The sequence below is a fragment of the Kitasatospora sp. NPDC004669 genome, assembly GCF_040609455.1.
Taxonomy (GTDB): domain Bacteria; phylum Actinomycetota; class Actinomycetes; order Streptomycetales; family Streptomycetaceae; genus Kitasatospora.
In genome coordinates this window covers 49,326-67,965 of sequence record NZ_JBEXKB010000031.1, presented here as the reverse complement: position 1 = coordinate 67,965, position 18,640 = coordinate 49,326, and the positions used below count along the sequence as shown (strand labels likewise).

Here is an 18,640-nt window from a genome sequence, read left to right as displayed (position 1 = left end):
TTGCCATCAGGCGCCCACGCCGACGTGCTGGTGATCGGCGGGGGCATCGTCGGCCTCGCCGTCGCATGGCGCGCCGCGCAGCGCGGGCTGCGGAACGTGATCGTGGTCGACCCCTCCCCCGGCGGCGGGGCCGCCGGGGTCGCGGCCGGGATGCTCGCCCCGGTCACCGAGCTGCAGTACGGCGAGGAGCCGCTGCTGCGCCTCGGCATGGCCTCGAACGAGCGGTACGCGGCCTTCGCCGCCGAGCTCACCGAGGCGAGCGGCGGCGAGGACACCGGCTACCGCCGCTGCGGCACGGTCGCCGTCGCACTGGACTCCGACGACCGCGAGGAACTGCGCGAACTGCACGCCTTCCACCAACGGCTCGGCCTGGAGTCGAGCTGGCTGACCGGCCGGGAGGCCCGCAGACTGGAGCCGATGCTGGCCCCCGGCGTGCGCGGCGGCCTGCACGTCGCGAACGACCACCAGGTGGATCCCCGGCGGCTGCTCACCGCACTGCTGCTGGCCGGTGAGCGCGCGGGCGTCGTCGCTCGGCGCACCGAGGCCGTCGAGCTGCTGGTCGAGGACGGCCGCGCGGTCGGCGCCCGGCTCGGCACCGGGGAGACGGTGACCGCCGATCAGATCGTGCTCGCCGCGGGACCGCACAGCCACCGGCTGCCCGGCCTGCCCGAGGGCGTGCTTCCCGCGATCCGCCCGGTGAAGGGGCAGGTGCTGCGGCTCCGAATCCCCGACGCCTACCGGCCGTTCCTCTCCCGCAACGTCCGCGCGGTGGTGCGCGGCCGGCACCTGTACCTGGTGCCGCGCGAGAACGGTGAGCTGGTGATCGGCGCGACCACCGAGGAGCAGGGCTACGACACCACCGTCACCGCCGGCGGGGTGTACGAACTCCTGCGCGATGCCCATGAGTTGGTACCGGGCATCACCGAACTTCCGCTCGTGGAGACCGCCGCCGGGCTGCGCCCCGGCTCGCCGGACAACGCCCCGCTGCTCGGCCCGACCCCGCTGCCCGGACTGGTCGCGGCCACCGGCCACTACCGCAACGGCGTGCTGCTCACCCCGGTGACCGCCGACCTCGTCGCCGAGTATCTGGCCACCGGAGAAGTCCCGGACCTCGCAAGGCCGTTCACGCCCACCCGGTTCTCCCCCGACCACTCCACCACGAAGGCCTCCGCATGACCGAGATCGCCCTGACCGTCAACGGCGAGCCCTGCCGGCTGCCCGCCGCCACGACCCTCGCCGAGGTGGTGGCCACCGTCAGCAGGGCCAACACCGGAGTCGCCGCCGCCCTCAACGAGGCCGTGGTGCCCCGCAGTTCCTGGTCCGAGACGCCCCTGACCACCGGCGACCGGGTCGAGATCCTCACCGCCGTCCAGGGAGGCTGAGCCATGGCCGACGACCTTCTCACCATCGCCGGGACGACCTTCTCCTCCCGGCTGATCATGGGCACCGGCGGCGCGCCCAGCCTGGAGATCCTGGAGCGCGCGCTGCTCGCCTCCGGCACCGAGCTGACCACGGTGGCCATGCGCCGGGTCGACGCCACCACCCAGGGCTCCGTCCTGGACGTGCTGACCCGCAACGGCATCCGGGTGCTGCCCAACACGGCCGGCTGCTTCACCGCCGGCGAGGCGGTGCTGACCGCCCGACTGGCCCGCGAGGCGCTCGGCACCGACTGGGTGAAGCTGGAGGTGATCGCCGACGAGCGCACCCTGCTGCCCGACCCGATCGAGCTGCTGGACGCCGCCGAGACCCTGGTCGACGACGGCTTCACCGTGCTCCCGTACACCAACGACGACCCGGTGCTGGCCCGCAAGCTGGAGGACGTCGGCTGTGCGGCGATCATGCCGCTGGGCTCGCCGATCGGCTCCGGCCTGGGCATCCGCAACCCGCACAACTTCCAGCTCATCGTGGAGAGCGCGGGCGTCCCGGTGATCCTGGACGCGGGCGCCGGCACCGCCTCCGACGTCGCGCTGGCGATGGAGCTGGGCTGCTCGGCGGTGATGCTCGCCTCCGCGGTGACCCGGGCTCAGGAGCCGGTGCTGATGGCCGAGGCGATGCGGCACGCCGCCGAGGCCGGCCGGCTCGCCCACCGGGCCGGCCGCATCCCGCGCCGCTTCCACGCCGAGGCCTCCTCCGCGATGGCCGGCCGCGCCGACCTCGACACCCGCGAGCGTCCGGCGTTCTGAGACCGGGTGTCCCGTGTCACAAGCCGGGCACAGCCGGGCCCGGAGGCGACGTCCTCCGGGTCCGGCGCGCGGCTTCACCACTAGAATCGCCCGGGTGGACATGGCTTTGCACGACCCCCTGATCGGTACCCTGCTCGACAACAGGTACCGGGTCGAGCAGCGCATCGCGACCGGCGGGATGTCCACCGTCTACAAGGGCACCGACACCCGGCTGGACCGGGTGGTCGCCCTCAAGGTGATGCACCCCCAGCTCGCCGGGGACGAGGGCTTCACCGCCCGCTTCATCCGCGAGGCCAAGGCGGTCGCCAAGCTCACCCACCCCAATGTGGTCAACGTCTTCGACCAAGGCGCGGACGGCGGAAACGTTTTCCTCGCCATGGAGTACGTCCCCGGCCGCACTCTGCGCGACCTGCTGCGCGACCGCGGCGCCCTGTCGGTGCGGGCCGCGCTGGACGTCCTGGAGCCGGTGCTCGCCGCCCTCGGCGCCGCCCACCGGGCCGGGCTGGTCCACCGGGACGTCAAGCCGGAGAACGTGCTGATCACCGAGAGCGGCCTGGTCAAGGTCGCCGACTTCGGCCTGGTCCGGGTGCTCGGCAGCGCCGACGGCGCGCCCACCTCGACCAGCACCGCCACCGGCGGCACCGTGATGGGCACCGTCTCCTACCTGGCCCCGGAGCAGATCCTCCCGGACGCCCCCACCGACCAGCGGGTGGACGTCTACGCGGCCGGCATCCTGCTGTACGAGATGCTCACCGGCCGCCGCCCGCACACCGGCGACAACCCCGTCCAGGTGATGTACAAGCACCTGCACGAGGACGTCCCCGCCCCCTCGCTGGTGGCCCCCGCCGTCGCCCCGGCGCTGGACGCCATCGTGGCCGGTGCCTGCGCCCGGGCCGCCGACGCCCGCCCGTACGACGCGGTCGAGCTGCTCGCAGCCCTCCAGCGGGTCCGTCGCACCCTCACCCCGGAGGAGCTGGACGCCGAACCGCCCGCCTCCACCCGGCCCAGCCCGCGCTACCCGACCAGCGAACCGACCTCGGTGATCCAGCCGCTGCCCCGGCCCGCCGACACCCCTGCGCCGCCGGAGCGCACCAGCGTGCTGGACGTGCCGGCGGAGCTGATGGACCAGCTGCTGGTCGAGCCGCGCCCGTACGACGAGCCGACCCCGGTCCGGCCCCGCCGGCCGAGTCGGCTGCGCCGCCTCCCGCGCAAGCCGATGATCTGGGCCGCCGCGCTGACCGCCCTGGTGCTGGCGGTCGGCGGCGCGACCTACGGGATCTCCGAGGGGCTGTACGGCTCGGTGCCGGGCATGCTCGGCAAGGACCGGGGCGAGGCCCAGCGGATCCTGGACAAGGAGGGCATGCACGGCAGGTTCGTCGAGGTGTACAGCGAGTCCGTCCCGGCCGGGCAGGTGATCTCCACCGACCCCGGGGTGGGTGCGCGCACCCGCAAGAGCGACTCGGTGACGGTCACCGTCTCCAAGGGCCCCAAGCGGATCGCGGTGCCGGACGTCACCGGCAAGAGCGCGGACGACGCGGCCGCCGCGCTGGCCGCCGCCCAGCTGACCAAGGGCACCGTGACACAGACCTACGACGACGGCGTACCGCAGGGCTCGGTGATCAGCAGCTCGCCGGCGGCCGGGCAGCTGCTGCAGGAGAACGCCGCGGTCTCGCTGGTGGTCAGCAAGGGCATGGTGCCGGTCCCGGACGTCACCGGGATGAGCCGGGACGACGCGCAGAAGGCACTGCAGGCGGCGGGCTTCACCATGAAGGCCTCCACCGACTGGACCCTCGGCATCGGCAAGGTGGGCAGCCAGTCCCCGGCGGCGGGCGAGCGGCGCCCGCAGAAGACCGTGGTGACGGTCAGCTTCTCCCTCTTCTGAGCGAGTTCCCCCGGACGGCGTCGCGCCTCAGCGGAGCGGCCCGTCGCCCGGCTCCTCCTGGTAGGAGTAGCGCTGCTCGCGCCACGGATCGGCCAGGTTGTGGTAGCCGCGCTCCTCCCAGAAGCCGCGCCGGTCGGCGCGCATGTACTCCACCGCGCGCACCCACTTGGGCCCCTTCCAGGCATAGAGCCGCGGGACCACCAGCCGGACCGGGAAGCCGTGCTCGGCGGTGAGCGCCTCGCCGTTGCGGTGGGTGGCGAGCAGGGTGTGCTCGTCGGCGAAGTCGGCCAGCCGCAGGTTGGCGCTGTAGCCGTACTCGGCCCAGACCATGACGTGGGTGACGCCGGGCGCCGGGGGCACCAGGTCGAGCAGGGTGGCGGCGGGCACGCCCGTCCACTCGTTGCCGAGCAGCGAGAACTTGGTGACGCAGTGCAGGTCCGCGACCACGGTGGTGCGCGGCAGGGCGTTGAAGGCCTCGAAGTCCCAGCTGTGCTTCTCCGCCGAGGCGGTGGCGCCGAACACCTGGAGGTCCCAGGTCGGGGGCTTGAAGCGGGGCACCGGCCCGTAGTGCAGGGCGGGCCAGCCGCGCTGCGCGCGCTGCCCGGGAGGGAGCCTCGGGTCAGACGGCGGAAGCTGTTCTTGTTCGGACTGACCCATGGCTCCATGGTGACAGACGGCGGCCAAGCCACGGCGCGCGCCCCTTCACGCGCGCTTCACGCCCCGCCCACACGGGCCTATGGGCGAGCGCACACCCATCGAGTTCACCTTGAATCGGACATTCCGACACATGTCCTAGTGAGTGTGAACTTACTGGAATTTCCTCCCAATACGGTGCCAGGATGCGCAGCGCAGGACTCACCGCAGGACGTAGCGCAGGGAGGCAGCACCATGCAGGGCGACCCGGAGGTCATCGAGTTCCTCAACGAGCAGCTCACGGCCGAACTCACCGCGATCAACCAGTACTTCCTGCACGCCAAGATGCAGGAGAACTTCGGCTGGACGAAGCTCGCCGAGTACACCCGACACGAGTCGTTCGACGAGATGAAGCACGCCGAGACGCTCACCGACCGGATCCTGTTCCTGGACGGGCTGCCCAACTACCAGCGGCTGTTCCACGTCCGGATCGGCCAGACGGTCAAGGAGATGTTCGAGGCGGACCGCCAGATCGAGGTCGAGGCGATCGACCGGCTCAAGCGCGGGATCGTGGTGATGCGGGCCAAGAACGACGTCACCTCGGCGAACATCTTCGAGTCCATCCTGGCGGACGAGGAGCACCACATCGACTACCTCGACACCCAGCTGGAGCTCCTGGACAAGCTCGGCGAGGCGCTCTACATCGCCCAGGTGATCGAGCAGCCGGAGTCCTGAGAGCTGGCTACCGGCTACCGGCTCAGGCCACCCGCAGCGGGACCACCGGGGCGATCGGCGCCATCGGTGCCGGGGCCGGAGCAGCGGGGGCGGCCTGGACCTCCGGCTCCGCGAGGCCGAGCTTCGCGGCCAGTCGGGCGGTCGGGCAGGGCCGGGCGCCGTGCTCACCGAGCAGCGCCTGGATCCGGCGGACGCAGGACCCGCAGTCCGTACCGGCCTTGCAGCCCTTGGCTATCTGGCGCGGGGTGCCGGCACCCTCGTCGATCGCCTTCTTCACCTGGTCCTCGGTGACCGCATGGCACATACACACGTACATCGCGGTCTCTCCCGGGGTGAAGCGCACAGAGTGGATCTTGACTAAGGTTCGCCTTAGTTCACTAAGCCTCACCTTACCCGGCGATCCGGGCGTGAAAAAGCCCCTCCGGGCTCGGGAATCCCGAATCCGGAGGGGCCTTCGTCACAGTCACTCGCCCGCTCGCCTCCGGGCCGTTCCCGACCCGGTGCCGGCGCGGCCCTTCGGCTCGGGGCGGGACGCCGGCAGGACCTACTGGCCGCGGTACATCTCCGCGACCAGGAACGCCAGGTCCAGCGACTGGCTGCGGTTGAGCCGCGGGTCGCAGGCCGTCTCGTAGCGCTGGTGCAGGTCGTCCACCAGGACCTCGTCGCCGCCGCCGACGCACTCGGTGACGTCGTCGCCGGTCAGCTCCACGTGGATGCCGCCCGGGTGGGTGCCGAGCGCGCGGTGCACCTCGAAGAAACCCTTGACCTCGTCCAGCACGTCGTCGAAGCGGCGGGTCTTGTGACCACTGGACGCCTCGAAGGTGTTGCCGTGCATCGGGTCGCAGATCCACACCGGCTTGGCACCGGAGGCGGTGACCTTGTCCACCAGGGTGGGCAGGTGGTCGCGGATCTTGCCCGCACCCATCCGGGTGATGAAGGTGAGGCGGCCGGGCTCGCGCTCCGGGTCCAGCTTCTCGATCAGGGTGAGCGCCTCGTCCACCGAGGTGGTCGGGCCGAGCTTGACCCCGATCGGGTTGCGGATCTTGGAGGCGAACTCGATGTGCGCGTGGTCCAGCTGGCGGGTGCGCTCACCGATCCACACCATGTGGCCGGAGACGTCGTACAGGTCGCCGGTGCGCGAGTCCACGCGGGTCAGCGCGGTCTCGTAGTCGAGGATCAGCGCCTCGTGCGAGGAGTAGAACTCGACGGTCTTGAACTCCTCCGGCGCCACACCACAGGCGTTCATGAACGCCAGGGCGTTGTCGATCTCCCGGGCGAGCTGCTCGTAGCGCTGACCAGCCGGCGAGTTGCGCACGAAGTCCTGGTTCCAGGCGTGCACCTGGCGCAGGTCGGCGTAACCACCGGTGGTGAAGGCGCGCACCAGGTTGAGCGTCGCCGCGGAGGCGTTGTACATCCGCTTCAGGCGCTCCGGGTCCGGGATGCGGGACTCGGGGGTGAACTCGAAGCCGTTCACCGAGTCGCCGCGGTAGACCGGCAGGGTCACACCGTCGCGGGTCTCGGTCGACTTGGAGCGCGGCTTGGAGTACTGACCGGCGATCCGGCCGACCTTCACGACCGGGACCGAGGCCGCGTACGTCAGCACGGCGGCCATCTGCAGCAGGGTCTTCAGCTTGTTGCGGATGTGCTCCGCCGAAACGCCGTCGAAGGCCTCGGCGCAGTCGCCGCCCTGGAGGAGGAACGCCTCCCCGCGCGCCACGGCACCGAGCCGGGCGCGCAGCTGGTCGCACTCGCCGGCGAAGACGAGGGGCGGATAGGAGGAGAGCTCAGCAAGGGTCTTGCGCAGAGCCTCGTGGTCCGGCCATTCAGGCTGCTGCGCCGCGGGCAGGGACTGCCAGGAGTGGCCAGTCCTAGATGTCTCAGTCGTTGCGGTCACACCGCCAAGGCTACGGGGTGGCGCGAGCGATTCGTGACCATTGCCCGAGGGGTGAGACACGTCTCGGACAAAGCCGTGTGCGGCGTCACCCGGTCGGCAGCATCCGATACGCTCGACCTATGCACGCGCCCCACACCCATTCCTGGTGGTGGGCCTCCTCCATGGGTGGCCCACAGATCGCGCGTTCCTAGACGAACACGACGGCCGCCCCTCGGGGCGGCCGTCGGCGTCTGAGCAGACGGCCCTCCGGGAGCGGAACCCAGTCCCGCCCTCGCCATTCCTCCCGGAAGGAAGCCGTACTCGTGACCACCCCCGCCGAGCTGCTCGCCCGCCTCACCGCCCCCGGTGCCCCGGCCTTCGCCCTGCTGCACCGCCGCACCCCCCGACACGCCCCGGACACCGTCGAGGTGCTGCTGGGCACCGTCGACAGCTACGACCGCCTCGCCGACCTTCCGGTCCGCAGCGGCATCCCGTCGGCCGGCCCGGTCCACGACCTGCTCGCGCTCGTCCCGTACCGGCAGATCCGCGAACGCGGCTTCGAGGCGCACGACGACGGCACACCGCTGCAGGCCCTCACGGTGACCGAGCAGTACGCCCTGCCGCTGGCCGACTTCACCGCCGCCCTGCCGCACCTGCCGGTGTCGCTGACCGACGGTGCCTTCGACGTCGACGACGCCCAGTACGCGTCGATCGTCCGCCGGGTGATCGAGGACGAGATCGGCAACGGCGAGGGCGCCAACTTCGTGATCCGGCGCGACTTCCACGCCACGCTGGAGGACTTCTCGTCCGAGCTGGCCCTCTCCCTGTTCCGGCGACTGCTGGAGCAGGAGCGCGGCGCCTACTGGACCTTCCTCGTCCACACCGGGGAACGTCTTGCCGGGGGCGAGCCCGGTCGCTGCCTGGTCGGTGCCTCCCCTGAGGTGCACGTCCGGCAGAGCGGCGGCACCGTCGTGATGAACCCGATCTCCGGCACCTACCGCTATCCGACCGGCGGCGCCGACGTCGACTCGCTGCTCCGATTCCTGCACGACCCCAAGGAGTTGGAGGAGTTGACCATGGTGGTCGACGAAGAGCTCAAGATGATGTGCACGGTCGGCGACCTCGGCGGCCAGGTGCTCGGGCCCCGGCTCAAGGAGATGTCCCACCTCGCCCACACCGAGTACGAGCTGCGCGGGCAGACCTCCATGGACGTCCGCGAGGTGCTGCGCGAGACGATGTTCGCCGCCACCGTGACGGGCAGCCCGGTGCAGAACGCCACCCGGGTGATCAAGCGCTACGAGCCCGCCGGGCGCGGCTACTACTCCGGCGCGCTCGCCCTGATCGGCCGTTCCGCGAGCGGCGGGCAACTGCTGGACTCACCGATCTGCATCCGCACCGCCGACATCGACCCGACCACCGGACAGCTGGTCGTCCGGGTCGGCGCCACCCTGGTCCGGCACTCCGTCCCGGAGTCCGAGGTGGCCGAGACCCACGCCAAGGCCGCCGGGGTGCTCACCGCGATCGGCGCCCGACCCGCCCCCGCCCGGCTGCCCGGCCCCACCGGGCCCCGGCTCTCCGACGACCACCGGGTGCAGGCCGCGCTCGACTCCCGCCGGGCCGACCTCGCCCCGTTCTGGCTGCGGATGCAGTCGCCGTCCGAGGTCACCGAGACCGAACCGACCCTGGTCGTGGACGGCGAGGACACCTTCACCGCGATGCTCGCCCACCTGCTGACCTCGCTCGGCCACCGGGTCACCGTGGTCCGCTACGACGAGCCGGGCCTGCGCGAGCTGGTCGCCGCACACCGCGGCCCGCTGGTGCTCGGCCCCGGCCCGGGCGACCCGGCGCTCACCGACGACCCCAAGATGGCGGTGCTGCGCCCGATCGTCGCGGACGCCCTGGCCGCCGTCCGCTCCGGCGCCCGGACCGCGCCGCTGCTCGCGGTCTGCCTCAGCCACCAGCTGCTCTCCGCCGAACTCGGCCTCGCACTCGGCCGCAAGGCCGTCCCGTACCAGGGAGCGCAGGAGAGCATCGACCTGTTCGGCAGCAGGCGGACGGTCGGCTTCTACAACACCTTCACCGCGCGCTGCTCGGACGCCGACGCGGCCCGGCTGGCCGCCGAGGGCGTCGAGGTCGCCCGGGACGCCGTCACCGGAGACGTCCACGCCCTGCGCGGCCCCGGCTTCGCCGGTCTGCAGTTCCACCCGGAGTCGGTGCTCACCCGGGACGGCGTGGACATCGTGGCGGCCCTGCTGAAGCAGGCGACGACCGTACGGCGCTGAGGAGTCGGGCGGGTCCCGGGCGGCCAGTGCCCGGGACCCGCCTCACAGCTCCTCGTCCAGCCCCTGCTCGATCGCGTACCGGACCAGCTCCACCCGGTTGTGCAACTGCAGCTTCCCCAGCGTGTTCTGCACGTGGTTCTGCACCGTACGGTGCGACAGCACCAGCCGGTCGGCGATCTGCCGGTAGGACAGACCCTTCGCCACCAGCCGCAGCACCTCGGTCTCCCGGGCGGTCAGCTGGGGGACGGCCGGCGCCGAGGCCGGGGCCGGCTCCGCGGCCAGCCGGCGGAACTCGCCGAGCACCAGCCCGGCCAGGCCCGGGGTGAACACCGCATCGCCGACGGCCGTCCGGCGCACCGCGTCCAGCAGTTCGTCCCGCCCGGCCGACTTCACCAGGTACCCGGTGGCGCCGGACTTCACGGCCTCCAGCACGTCCTGGTGCTCACCGCTGGCCGACAGCACCAGCACCCGCACCGCCGGGTCGTGCGCGACCACCTGGCGGCACACCTCGACGCCGGGCAGGCTCGGCAGGTTGAGGTCCAGCACGACGACCTGCGGCGAGCAGGCGCGGGCACGGCGCACGGCCTCCTCGCCGTCGCCCGCCGTGGCCACCACGTCCAGCCCGGCCTCGGCCAGGTCGCGCGAGACGGCGTCCCGCCACATCGGGTGGTCGTCCACCACCATCACCCGCACCGGCCGGTCAGTCGTCGGCTGATCGGTCATCAGAACCCTTCCTCGGGACGCGCAGTTCGACCTCGACGCCCTCCCCGGGCGCCGAGTACAGCTCGGCCGTGCCGCCCAGGTCCAGCAGCCGACCGCGGATGGACTGGGAGACGCCGAGCCGCCCGGCCCGCTCCGCCTCGCCGAGCCGCTCGGGGGCGAAGCCCGGCCCGTCGTCGCGGATGCTGACGGTGACGGCCTCCGGCTCGTCCTCCACCAGGATCCAGGCCCGGGCCTGCTCCCCCGCGTGCTTGTGCACGTTGTCCACGGCCGCGCCGACCGCCGCGGCCAGTTCGCCGGCCGCCGGGCCCGGCAGCAGCACCGGGGTGCCGGGGGCGGAGAGCGTGATCCGCTCGTCGGCGTACCGGCGCAGCAGCGCGGTGAGGTCGCCCGGCTCGTCGGAGGCGGCCTCCGGCAGGTCCACGGCCCGCTGGGCCGGGATCGGGCCGCCGGTCATCAGCGCCCGCAGCGCGCGCTCCTGCTCACCGGCGAGCCGGCCCAGCTCGGCGAAGTCCGCACCGCCGCCGGCGCCCTCGCCCAGCTCCGCACCCCGGCGCTGGACCAGCGCGAGCACCTGCAGCACGCCGTCGTGGATGTCCCGGGAGAGCCGCTCGCGCTCCCGGGTGGCCGCCTCGACCTGGAGCGCCCGGGTCAGGGTGGCCTCGCTGGCGCGGGCCAGTTCGACCACGTAGCCGATCGCGCAGCCGGCCGTCAGCAGCAGCACGATGTTGTGGATGTTGTCGCCGGTCGGACCGCCGTGGCCGAGGATGTTGGCGACGCCGATCACCGCGCCACTGGCCGCCGCCGGGCGCCAGCCGCCCTTGGCCGCGCAGCCGAGCACCGTACCGGCGGCCCAGATGGTCGGCAGGGTGGGCGCACCGTGGCTGATCCGGGCCGGGGTGTCGGTCATCCCGCTCATCACGATGCCGGTCACGGCCAGGGTGAGGTCGAAGCCCAGCACGACCCGGGTGCAGCGCTGCGGGTTGGCGAAGGCCCGGGTGCTGGCGAGCGTCCACAGGGTGAGCGCGCCGAGGAAGATCCAGCCGGCGACCGGGTGCAGGAAGTGCAGGTAGGAGTTGACGTACCGCAGCAGCGCGTAGCACAGGGCCAGCACCCGGAAGTAGGAGATCGCCTTCCACAGCGGGAGTTCGACGGACATCCCGCCGGCCGCCACCGTGCCGCCGACCGTGCCGGCTCTCGCGCCCTCCGCCATCCCCCAGCCCCTCCCCTGGACCCGGCCCGGGTCGGTCAGGCCGACCCGGTCTCCTTGTGCTCCTGCTTGTCGGCGGCCTCGGCCTCGGCGGCCTTCTCGGCCTTCTCCGCCTCGGCGGCCTCCGCCTTCTCGGCCTTGGCGGCCGCGCGGCGCTCGGCGTCGGCCTTCTTCTTCTCCTCCGCGATCTGCCGCTTGGCGGCGGTCGCGTAGACGTCCACGTACTCCTGGCCGGAGAGCCGCATGATCTCGTACATCACCTCGTCCGTCACCGAACGGAGGATGAAGCGGTCGTTCTCCATGCCGTGGTAGCGGGAGAAGTCCAGCGGGCGGCCGATCCGGATGCCCGGGCGGATGCCGAAGTTCGGGATCACCTGGCCGGGCGGCTGCACCTTCTCGGTGTCGATCATGGCGACCGGGATGACCGGGGCGCCGGTGGCCAGCGCGACGCGAGCCAGGCCGCCGACCTTGCCGCGGTAGAGCTTGCCGTCGGGCGAGCGGGTGCCCTCGGGGTAGACGCCGAACAGCTCGCCGCGGTCCAGCACCGCGATGGCGCTGCGGATCGCGGCCTCGCCGGCGCCGCGCACGCCCGAGCGGTCCACCGGCAGCTGGCCGACGCCCTTGAAGAAGGCGGCGGTCAGCCGGCCCTTGAGGCCCGGGGTGTTGAAGTACTCGGCCTTCGCGATGAAGGTCACCCGGCGCTTGATCAGCGCGGGGAAGAAGAACGAGTCCGAGAAGGACAGGTGGTTGCTCGCGATGATCGCCGCGCCTTCGGTGGGGATGTTCTCCTCACCCTCGAGCCACGGCCGGAAGAAGATCCGAAGCAGTGGCGCGACGATCATCTTCATCAGTCGGTAGAACAACCCGGGCCTCCTGTTATGCGGACCGGTCGATCCTAATGCCCCGCGGCCGTCGGCTGTGCCCGGCCCCGCCGCAGGGGGTGTACGTCCCGGCGCGGAGCGTGGGACGATGCGGCTTCCCGCAGCTCTTCCCCATCAAGCGTCCCCTCCCCCAGCGCCACCCGCCCGCGAAGGAGTCCGCCATGTCGCTGCTGCCCGGTGCCGAACCGTACCGCCACCGCGGCGGACCGGTGGGAGTGCTGCTGTGCCACGGCTTCACCGGGTCGCCGCAGTCGCTGCGGCCCTGGGCCGAGGAGCTGGCGGCGGCCGGATTCACCGTCTCGCTGCCGTTGCTGCCGGGGCACGGCACGCGTTGGCAGGACATGCAGGTCACCCGGTGGGAGGACTGGTACGCCGAGGTCGAGCGCGAGCTGCTGACCCTGGCCGAGGAGTGCGAGCAGGTCTTCGTCTGCGCGCTGTCGATGGGCGGGGCGCTGGCGCTGCGGCTGGCCGCGCTGCACGGCCCGAAGGTGTCCGGACTGGTGCTGGTCAACCCGTCGGTGCGCTCCGACAACCCCGCGAGTGTGCTGCTTCCGGTGCTCCGGCACCTCGTCCCGAGCCTGCCCGGGATCACCGACGACATCCGCAAGCCTGGCGTGACGGAGCTCGGCTACGACCGCACCCCGCTGCACGCCGCGTGGTCACTGGCCAGGCTGTGGCAGGAGGTCCAGCGGCGGCTGCCGCAGGTGACCCAGCCGGTGCTGCTGCTCCACAGTCCGCAGGATCACGTCGTCTCGCCGGCCAACTCGGAACTGGTGCTGGCCCGGATATCCTCGACCGATGTGACGGAGCGGCTGTGCCAGCGCAGTTTCCACGTCGCGACGCTGGACCACGACGCGGCGGAAATATTCGCGGCGAGCCTGGACTTCATCCGACGGCTGGCCCCCGCGCACGCGGCGGGGGGCAGGGCCGAATCCGACGATCACCAGGGCTGAAGGGCCGGAAGTGCACGAGAGCAGCACGGCGGGCGGCGGGGACGAGAAGCCCCGCGAGGACGGCGCGCGGACGGACGGCGCGCCCAAGGACGGCACGGTCCAGGGGGACGGCGCCATGGGTGGTCCGGCAGGCGGTACGGGGACGGACGGTACGGAGGCGGGCGCGGCCGCGCCCGCGAAGCCCGCGGGGGGCGCCGCCGAACCGGCCGCCACCGCCCCCGCGGAGTCCCGCACGCGCCGCACCCCCGAGCGCAGCCAGGCCGAGCAGGACGCGATCTTCGCCGCGCTGGTGGCCCAGTTCGACGACCCGGTGGACCTCACCAACCCCAACTGGCCGGAGATCGAGAACCTCCGGGCGCAGAACGGGCTCAAGGGCGGCTTCAAGGACGGCGTCGGCCCCGAGGCCGCCCCGGACGACCTCTCCGACCTGGCCCCGCGGCCCCGCCCCCGCTCCGGCCGACCCGTCCTGCCGGCCGCCGCCTCCGGCCCGCGCGACTTCGAGCTGGCCGAGGAGACCGACGAGGGGCACTACGTCCCGCCGGAGCCCCCGCCGCTGCCCGCCGCCGACGTGACCGCCAAGTTCGCCTGGCTGGCCGTGCTCGGCGGCCCGGCGCTGCTGCTGATCGACGCGGTGGTCTGGCGGGAGATCTCCGGCTGGCCGGCCTGGGTCGGGATCACCGCCTTCCTCGGCGGCTTCGTCACCCTGGTCGCCCGGATGAAGGACCGCGACGAGGACGAGCCGGAGGACCCCGACCACGGCGCGGTCGTCTAGGAGTCTGATGAAGATCTTGAAAATGCGCCCGGCTTGCACCAGTTCGACCTGATTGACATTTACCGGCAATCTGGGGCGAACTGGGCGACCGAACCAAGATCTTCAGGAGACTCCTAGGGCCCGCTGGACAGGCCCTGGCTTTCGGGCAGTTCGAGGAAGGCCAGCACCGGCAGGTGGTCGGTCGCGGCCCGCAGGTCGGCCCCGGTGACGCCGGGCAGCCCGTGCGGCACCCCGCAGCCGAGGACGGTGATCCCGGGCGTGGCGAAGACGGCGTCGATCCGCTGGTAGGGGTTCTCGGGGACGGAGGTGAACTCCCCGCCCCAGGGCGCGGTCGGGTACCCGTCCCACAGTCGCGAGGCCAGCAGCCGCCAGCCCGGCCCGTCCGGGTGCTCGTTGAAGTCCCCGGCCACGATGCCCTGTTCGGCGATGGCGAGCTGGTCGAGCAGCAGCTCGAACTGCCCGTGGCGCTCCTCGGCGTCAAGGCTGAGGTGGCAGCTGGTGACGGTGAACGGCGCCGTGCCGGGCAGCCGCAGCAGAGCACTGGCGAAGCCGCGCGCGTGCAGGCCGCGGGTCTTGGGCAGCAGCCGGTCGTAGACGCCCAGCACCTCGACCGCGCCGGGCCGGCCGAGCAGCAGCGGCCCGGCGGTGGTGCGTCCGCCGCCGGCCAGCACCACCGTCCCGGTGCTCCGGGCCAGCCAGGCGGCCTGGCCCTCGGGCCGCCAGTAGCGCGGTGACTCCTGGACGCAGACCAGGTCGGGCGCGCAGGCCCGGATCACCCGCACCAGCGCCCGGCGGTCGTCGCGCAGTGAGCGGATGTTGTAGCTGAGCAGGCGCAGTCGGCGCGGGCCGGGCGGCGGTGCGACGGGTGCGGCGGTCATGTTCCTCCCCTGTGCGGTGTCACTGGGAAGGACGGTAGTGCGACGGCGGCGGCGCGTCCGGGATTGGTCGGGGCCCGGTCGCACCGCCGCCGGCGGGCTTGAAGGCTCCCCCTGAGCCGAAGGGGCGCGCCGGTGCCGATAGGGAGGAGGGCCGGGCTCCCGACGCAGGAGGAAACGCGGCGCCCGACGACCGTCGGCACCGGGTACGAACGCCCCGGCGGCGAAGGGGGTGTAACGGCTAGGCGGTGCGGGCGAGGTCCGCCGCGCCGACGATGCCGGCCGCGGAGCCCATCGAGGCGAGCACGACCTCGGCGCGCGGGCGGTGCACCCCGCCGGTCAGGTAGTGCTCGAAGGCCTTGGCGACCGGGTCGAGCAGCAGGCGGCCGGAGTCGGAGACACCGCCGCCGAGGACGAAGACGCCCGGGTCGAACAGCGCGGCGAGGTCGGCCATGCCGCGGCCCAGCCAGTCCGCCAGCTCGGCGTAGCACTCCAGGGCGAGCGGGTCGCCCCCCTCGGCCGCCTCGGTGATGTGGATGCCGCGGATGGTCTCGGCGACACCGTCGTTGAGCTCCAGCATCCGCCGGCCGCGCACCGGGTCGGCCGCCGTCTTCTCCCGGCCGTAGCGGCGCAGTGCCCGCCCGGAGCCGTACTGCTCCCAGCAGCCCTTGCCGCCGCAGCCGCACTGCAGGCCGTCCGGGACCATGTTGAGGTGGCCGATCTCGCCGGCCACGCCGAAGCGGCCACGGTGCAGCCGGCCGTCCAGGACGATGCCGCCGCCGATGCCGGTGCCGACGGTGATCAGCACCATGTCCTGGTGGTCGGCGGCCGCGCCGAAGCGGAACTCGGCCCAGGCGGCGCAGTTGGCGTCGTTCTCGACCACCGTGGACAGACCGGTGAGCTCCTCGATCCGGCCGCGCAGCGGCTCGTTCTCCCAGTCGATGTTGGGCGCGAAGATCACCGTGGACCGGTTGCTGTCGACGAAGCCCGGGGCGCCGACGCCGACCGCGGTGACGTCGGGGTGCTGCTCCTTGAGCTCGCGCACGGCCTGCGCGATGGCGTCGACCGCCCACTGGGGGTCGGCCGGGGTGGGCACCCGGGTCCGGGCCAGGATCGCGCCCTCATCGTCGACCACGCCTGCCGCGATCTTGGTCCCGCCGACATCGACGCCGATGGTCAGAGCCATGTGTCCCTCAGCTATTCACTCGTTCCCGCTGGACGGAACGGTACCGCCCAACCCTGTCCCCGTACACTGCCTCGCATACATTATCCGAAGACATTTTTGGGAGAAGCGGGCCGGGACACTTCAAAAGTCGTATCTAATCCCCTTCTTCGTGACGCACGAGAGCAGCGCGATCACGCTACGGAATTCACGGATTCACTGCTTGGCGGACAGCCCGTCAGCCTCGCCGGTCCCCTCGGCCCCGCCCGGCGCATCGAGGTCGATCTTCTCCACCGACGCCCCCTCCCCCGCCGTCCAGCGCTGCTCGTGCCCGGCCACGGCGGCGCGGTAGGCGGCCAGCAGCTCGGTGCCCGCGGCGGCCAGCCCGGAGCCGGCCGCGGCGAGGTGGGAGTAGATCTCCGGCTGCTGGGTGCGCAGGCGATCGGCCAGCCCGGAGAGGGTGATCAGGGTGGTGGCGCTGGTCTCCTGCGCCTTCTCGCCGAGGGCCGCGGCGAACCGGCGCACCTCGTCCACCAACGGGCCCAGCTCCGGCCCGAACGGGTGGGACTGCCCGCCGTCCGACCCGCTGCGGTCGGCGCCGGGCTCGGTGCGGTCGGCGCCGGGCTCGGTGCGGTCGGTACCGGGCTCGGTGCGGTCGTCGGTGCTGGTCATCGCGGGCGCCTCCTCAGCCGTGGCCGCACCCCGCGGCCCTTTGGCCCGACGCTACCCGACCGGCCCGGCAGCCCGAAAAGAGCGGAAGGTCCGTCAGCCCTGCGGCCAGAGCGAAGGGTCGGGGGCGAACCGCACCGAGAGCACTCCCTCGTGCAGCCCCGCCCCGGCCACCGTGCAGCGGCGCAGCGCGGCCGGCAGGGCGAGCACCCGGCGGTGGGCACCGAGGCCGACCACCAGGTCGTCGCCCCGGCGGACCAGGTCCAGCTCGGCGCGGTCGGCGCCGGGCAGGTCGAGGTGCCAGACCAGCAGACCCTCCTCGGCGAGCCGGTCCTCGACCGTCCAGGACGCGGGGGCGAGCCGCTCGGGGCCTGGTCCGTCCCCGTACAGGTGGTCGGCGACCGCCTCCAGGGTGCCCTCGGCCAGGCCGGAGACCAGCACCGGGGCGTCGGTGTCGGCGGCGAGCCGGTCCAGCTCCTCCCGACGGCGGCGGGCCAGCTCGGCCAGCCAGGGGTCGGGCGAGGCGAGGGCGGCGGGCGGCAGCGCGCCGTGCACCACGACCGCGTCCGGCCGGTGGCCGTACAGCGCGAGCCCGGCCCGGATCCGGCGCAGCCCCTCGTACGGGTGGCCGTCGGCCGGGACGACCAGGCGCACGCTGGTGCCGGGGTCGCTGATCGCGGCGCGGGACTCGGCGAGCACCGCCGCGGCCTTGGTGCGCCCCTCGTACAGCCACTCGGCGGGCATCGGGACGCCGGCCAGGCCGGCCAGCAGCGGGCGCAGCGCCCGGGCGGCCTGCCGCTGCTCGGGGACGAGCCGGTCCAGGTAGCGGGTCAGCTGCTCGGGCAGGGCGAGGGTGGCGATCAGCTCGGCGGGCGGCGGGGCGAGCACCACCAGGACGTCCTGGTCGGCAGCGGGCAGGGCGCGCAGCAGAGCGAGCCGGGCGATGCCGGGGAGGGCGGTCAGCTCCTCGGGGTCGAGCTGCTCGGCGCCGAGCAGGTCGAGGGCCGGCTTGAGTCGGCCGGTCAGCTCGCCGACGGCGTAGCGGAAGGCGGCCTGCTCGTCGATCCGGGAGACGGTCAGGCCCGGTGCGTAGCCCAGCGGTTCGGGTTCCAGGCGGGTGCCGAGGGCGGAGTCCAGGGCGCGGTGCGGGTCGTCGGCGGCCAGCAGCCAGGTGCGGTGGCCGCGCCGGGCGGCGTGCAGGGCGGTGGCGGCGGCCACGGTGGGCGCGCCCGCGTCGCCGCTGACCAGGATGGTGCGTGTCGCCGTCATGCCGTCCAGCCCCCGTTCTGTGGTGTCAGCCCTCGACGCGCTTCTTCAGACCGGCCAGGGCGCGGTCGATGATGACCTTCTCGGCCTTGCGCTTGATCATCCCGAGCATCGGGATCTTGACGTCGACGGCGAGCTGGTAGGTGACCTCGGTGCGGCCGCCGGCCAGCGGGGCCAGGGTGTAGGAGCCGTCCAGCGAGCGGAGCATCTGGCTGCGGACGAGGGTCCAGCCGACCTCGCGGTCGCCTTCCCAGGTGTAGGCGAGGACGTGCTCGTCGCGGATCGCGCCGGCGTCCAGCAGCAGCCGGACCTGAGCGGCGCGGCCGTCCTCACCGGTCTCCAGGACCTCGACCTCCTTCACCTCGCCGGTCCAGGCCGGGTAGGCGGCGAAGTCGGCGATCACGGCCATGACCGTGGCCGGGGTCGCGTCGATGGTGATGCTCGACCTGGTGTGCTCCGCCATGGAATGGCCCTCCGCCTCGTCCCTCTGCCTGCCGATCCGGTCGAGGCGCGCTCGACCCGATCCGCCCGGAGCAGGCTATCG

The 18,640-nt window shown here is 73.0% G+C and carries 19 protein-coding genes; 8 read left to right on the top strand and 11 right to left on the bottom strand.

The window, feature by feature from the left end; translation table 11 throughout:
* From thiO to pknB, 4 genes are all read left to right on the top strand, one after another.
* Nucleotides 1-1,176 carry a glycine oxidase ThiO gene (thiO, locus tag ABZW30_RS24750; protein ID WP_355673366.1) on the top strand — a complete coding sequence of 392 codons (1,176 nt, stop codon included), beginning with the start codon at nucleotides 1-3 and terminating at the stop codon, nucleotides 1,174-1,176.
* On the top strand, nucleotides 1,173-1,382 hold the full coding sequence (gene thiS, locus ABZW30_RS24745; RefSeq protein ID WP_355673365.1) for a sulfur carrier protein ThiS: 210 nt from the start codon (nucleotides 1,173-1,175) through the stop codon (nucleotides 1,380-1,382). Before thiO ends, thiS begins: the two co-directional genes overlap by 4 nt.
* 3 nt (nucleotides 1,383-1,385) lie before the next feature.
* The gene (locus tag ABZW30_RS24740) at nucleotides 1,386-2,183 is read left to right on the top strand and encodes a thiazole synthase (RefSeq protein ID WP_355673364.1); all 798 of its coding nucleotides are present in this window, start codon (nucleotides 1,386-1,388) and stop codon (nucleotides 2,181-2,183) included.
* Between the two features lie 100 nt (nucleotides 2,184-2,283).
* Nucleotides 2,284-4,065, top strand: a complete 1,782-nt coding sequence (gene pknB / locus ABZW30_RS24735) for a Stk1 family PASTA domain-containing Ser/Thr kinase (protein WP_355673398.1) — start codon at nucleotides 2,284-2,286, stop codon at nucleotides 4,063-4,065.
* 27 nt (nucleotides 4,066-4,092) lie between these two features.
* Here pknB and ABZW30_RS24730 read toward each other — a convergent pair whose 3' ends face one another.
* Complete coding sequence (locus ABZW30_RS24730; protein ID WP_355673363.1) at nucleotides 4,093-4,722, bottom strand: sulfite oxidase-like oxidoreductase; 630 nt, start codon at nucleotides 4,720-4,722, stop codon at nucleotides 4,093-4,095.
* A gap of 231 nt (nucleotides 4,723-4,953) precedes the next feature.
* Between ABZW30_RS24730 and bfr the strand changes: the two genes are divergently transcribed.
* A complete protein-coding gene (bfr, locus tag ABZW30_RS24725; protein WP_355673362.1) occupies nucleotides 4,954-5,433 on the top strand; it encodes a bacterioferritin in 480 nt (159 codons plus the stop codon).
* Between the two features lie 22 nt (nucleotides 5,434-5,455).
* On the opposite strand, the gene ABZW30_RS24720 is transcribed toward bfr, so the two are convergent.
* Both ABZW30_RS24720 and ABZW30_RS24715 read right to left on the bottom strand, forming a co-directional pair.
* Nucleotides 5,456-5,749, bottom strand: a complete 294-nt coding sequence (locus ABZW30_RS24720) for a (2Fe-2S)-binding protein (RefSeq protein ID WP_355673397.1) — start codon at nucleotides 5,747-5,749, stop codon at nucleotides 5,456-5,458.
* Between the two features lie 228 nt (nucleotides 5,750-5,977).
* Nucleotides 5,978-7,327 (bottom strand): class II 3-deoxy-7-phosphoheptulonate synthase, encoded by a 1,350-nt coding sequence (locus ABZW30_RS24715; protein WP_355673361.1) that lies wholly within the window; start codon nucleotides 7,325-7,327, stop codon nucleotides 5,978-5,980.
* Nucleotides 7,328-7,629: 302 nt separating this feature from the next.
* Here ABZW30_RS24715 and ABZW30_RS24710 point away from each other — a divergent pair, with 302 nt between their 5' ends.
* Nucleotides 7,630-9,588 (top strand): anthranilate synthase family protein, encoded by a 1,959-nt coding sequence (locus tag ABZW30_RS24710; RefSeq protein WP_355673360.1) that lies wholly within the window; start codon nucleotides 7,630-7,632, stop codon nucleotides 9,586-9,588.
* Nucleotides 9,589-9,630: 42 nt separating this feature from the next.
* Here ABZW30_RS24710 and ABZW30_RS24705 read toward each other — a convergent pair whose 3' ends face one another.
* From ABZW30_RS24705 to ABZW30_RS24695, 3 genes are read right to left on the bottom strand one after another with little or no spacing between them, the layout of a single operon-like run.
* Entirely contained in the window at nucleotides 9,631-10,311 is a 681-nt protein-coding gene (locus ABZW30_RS24705; protein ID WP_355673359.1) for a response regulator transcription factor, read from the bottom strand.
* A complete protein-coding gene (locus ABZW30_RS24700; protein WP_355673358.1) occupies nucleotides 10,289-11,521 on the bottom strand; it encodes a DUF5931 domain-containing protein in 1,233 nt (410 codons plus the stop codon). Before ABZW30_RS24700 ends, ABZW30_RS24705 begins: the two co-directional genes overlap by 23 nt.
* Before the next feature lie 35 nt (nucleotides 11,522-11,556).
* A complete protein-coding gene (locus tag ABZW30_RS24695) occupies nucleotides 11,557-12,381 on the bottom strand; it encodes a lysophospholipid acyltransferase family protein (RefSeq protein ID WP_355673357.1) in 825 nt (274 codons plus the stop codon).
* 179 nt (nucleotides 12,382-12,560) lie between these two features.
* Between ABZW30_RS24695 and ABZW30_RS24690 the strand changes: the two genes are divergently transcribed.
* The gene (locus ABZW30_RS24690; RefSeq protein ID WP_355673356.1) at nucleotides 12,561-13,352 is read left to right on the top strand and encodes an alpha/beta fold hydrolase; all 792 of its coding nucleotides are present in this window, start codon (nucleotides 12,561-12,563) and stop codon (nucleotides 13,350-13,352) included.
* A 10-nt stretch (nucleotides 13,353-13,362) separates the two neighbouring features.
* Nucleotides 13,363-14,124 (top strand): hypothetical protein, encoded by a 762-nt coding sequence (locus ABZW30_RS24685; RefSeq protein ID WP_355673355.1) that lies wholly within the window; start codon nucleotides 13,363-13,365, stop codon nucleotides 14,122-14,124.
* A gap of 113 nt (nucleotides 14,125-14,237) precedes the next feature.
* On the opposite strand, the gene ABZW30_RS24680 is transcribed toward ABZW30_RS24685, so the two are convergent.
* The 5 genes from ABZW30_RS24680 to ABZW30_RS24660 all read right to left on the bottom strand — a co-directional run bounded on the left by ABZW30_RS24680 (nucleotide 14,238) and on the right by ABZW30_RS24660 (nucleotide 18,559).
* Nucleotides 14,238-15,002, bottom strand: a complete 765-nt coding sequence (locus ABZW30_RS24680) for an endonuclease/exonuclease/phosphatase family protein (protein WP_355673354.1) — start codon at nucleotides 15,000-15,002, stop codon at nucleotides 14,238-14,240.
* A 238-nt stretch (nucleotides 15,003-15,240) separates the two neighbouring features.
* On the bottom strand, nucleotides 15,241-16,185 hold the full coding sequence (locus ABZW30_RS24675) for an ROK family glucokinase (RefSeq protein ID WP_355673353.1): 945 nt from the start codon (nucleotides 16,183-16,185) through the stop codon (nucleotides 15,241-15,243).
* Nucleotides 16,186-16,377: 192 nt separating this feature from the next.
* A complete protein-coding gene (locus ABZW30_RS24670; protein ID WP_355673352.1) occupies nucleotides 16,378-16,833 on the bottom strand; it encodes a DUF5304 family protein in 456 nt (151 codons plus the stop codon).
* A gap of 93 nt (nucleotides 16,834-16,926) precedes the next feature.
* The gene (locus ABZW30_RS24665; protein WP_355673351.1) at nucleotides 16,927-18,099 is read right to left on the bottom strand and encodes an ArsA-related P-loop ATPase; all 1,173 of its coding nucleotides are present in this window, start codon (nucleotides 18,097-18,099) and stop codon (nucleotides 16,927-16,929) included.
* Between the two features lie 25 nt (nucleotides 18,100-18,124).
* Entirely contained in the window at nucleotides 18,125-18,559 is a 435-nt protein-coding gene (locus tag ABZW30_RS24660; RefSeq protein WP_355673350.1) for an SRPBCC family protein, read from the bottom strand.
* Between the last annotated feature and the right edge of the window lie 81 nt (nucleotides 18,560-18,640).

Bases quoted from the DNA above. Each gene is read 5' to 3' on its own strand.
- thiS (WP_355673365.1), top strand. From the start codon at position 1,173: ATGACCGAGATCGCCCTGACCGTCAACGGCGAGCCCTGCCGGCTGCCC.
- ABZW30_RS24740 (WP_355673364.1), top strand. From the start codon at position 1,386: ATGGCCGACGACCTTCTCACCATCGCCGGGACGACCTTCTCCTCCCGG.
- pknB (WP_355673398.1), top strand. From the start codon at position 2,284: ATGGCTTTGCACGACCCCCTGATCGGTACCCTGCTCGACAACAGGTAC.
- ABZW30_RS24730 (WP_355673363.1), bottom strand. From the start codon at position 4,722: ATGGGTCAGTCCGAACAAGAACAGCTTCCGCCGTCTGACCCGAGGCTC.
- bfr (WP_355673362.1), top strand. From the start codon at position 4,954: ATGCAGGGCGACCCGGAGGTCATCGAGTTCCTCAACGAGCAGCTCACG.
- ABZW30_RS24720 (WP_355673397.1), bottom strand. From the start codon at position 5,749: ATGTACGTGTGTATGTGCCATGCGGTCACCGAGGACCAGGTGAAGAAG.
- ABZW30_RS24705 (WP_355673359.1), bottom strand. From the start codon at position 10,311: ATGACCGATCAGCCGACGACTGACCGGCCGGTGCGGGTGATGGTGGTG.
- ABZW30_RS24700 (WP_355673358.1), bottom strand. From the start codon at position 11,521: ATGGCGGAGGGCGCGAGAGCCGGCACGGTCGGCGGCACGGTGGCGGCC.
- ABZW30_RS24690 (WP_355673356.1), top strand. From the start codon at position 12,561: ATGTCGCTGCTGCCCGGTGCCGAACCGTACCGCCACCGCGGCGGACCG.
- ABZW30_RS24680 (WP_355673354.1), bottom strand. From the start codon at position 15,002: ATGACCGCCGCACCCGTCGCACCGCCGCCCGGCCCGCGCCGACTGCGC.
- ABZW30_RS24675 (WP_355673353.1), bottom strand. From the start codon at position 16,185: ATGGCTCTGACCATCGGCGTCGATGTCGGCGGGACCAAGATCGCGGCA.
- ABZW30_RS24670 (WP_355673352.1), bottom strand. From the start codon at position 16,833: ATGACCAGCACCGACGACCGCACCGAGCCCGGTACCGACCGCACCGAG.
- ABZW30_RS24665 (WP_355673351.1), bottom strand. From the start codon at position 18,099: ATGACGGCGACACGCACCATCCTGGTCAGCGGCGACGCGGGCGCGCCC.
- ABZW30_RS24660 (WP_355673350.1), bottom strand. From the start codon at position 18,559: ATGGCGGAGCACACCAGGTCGAGCATCACCATCGACGCGACCCCGGCC.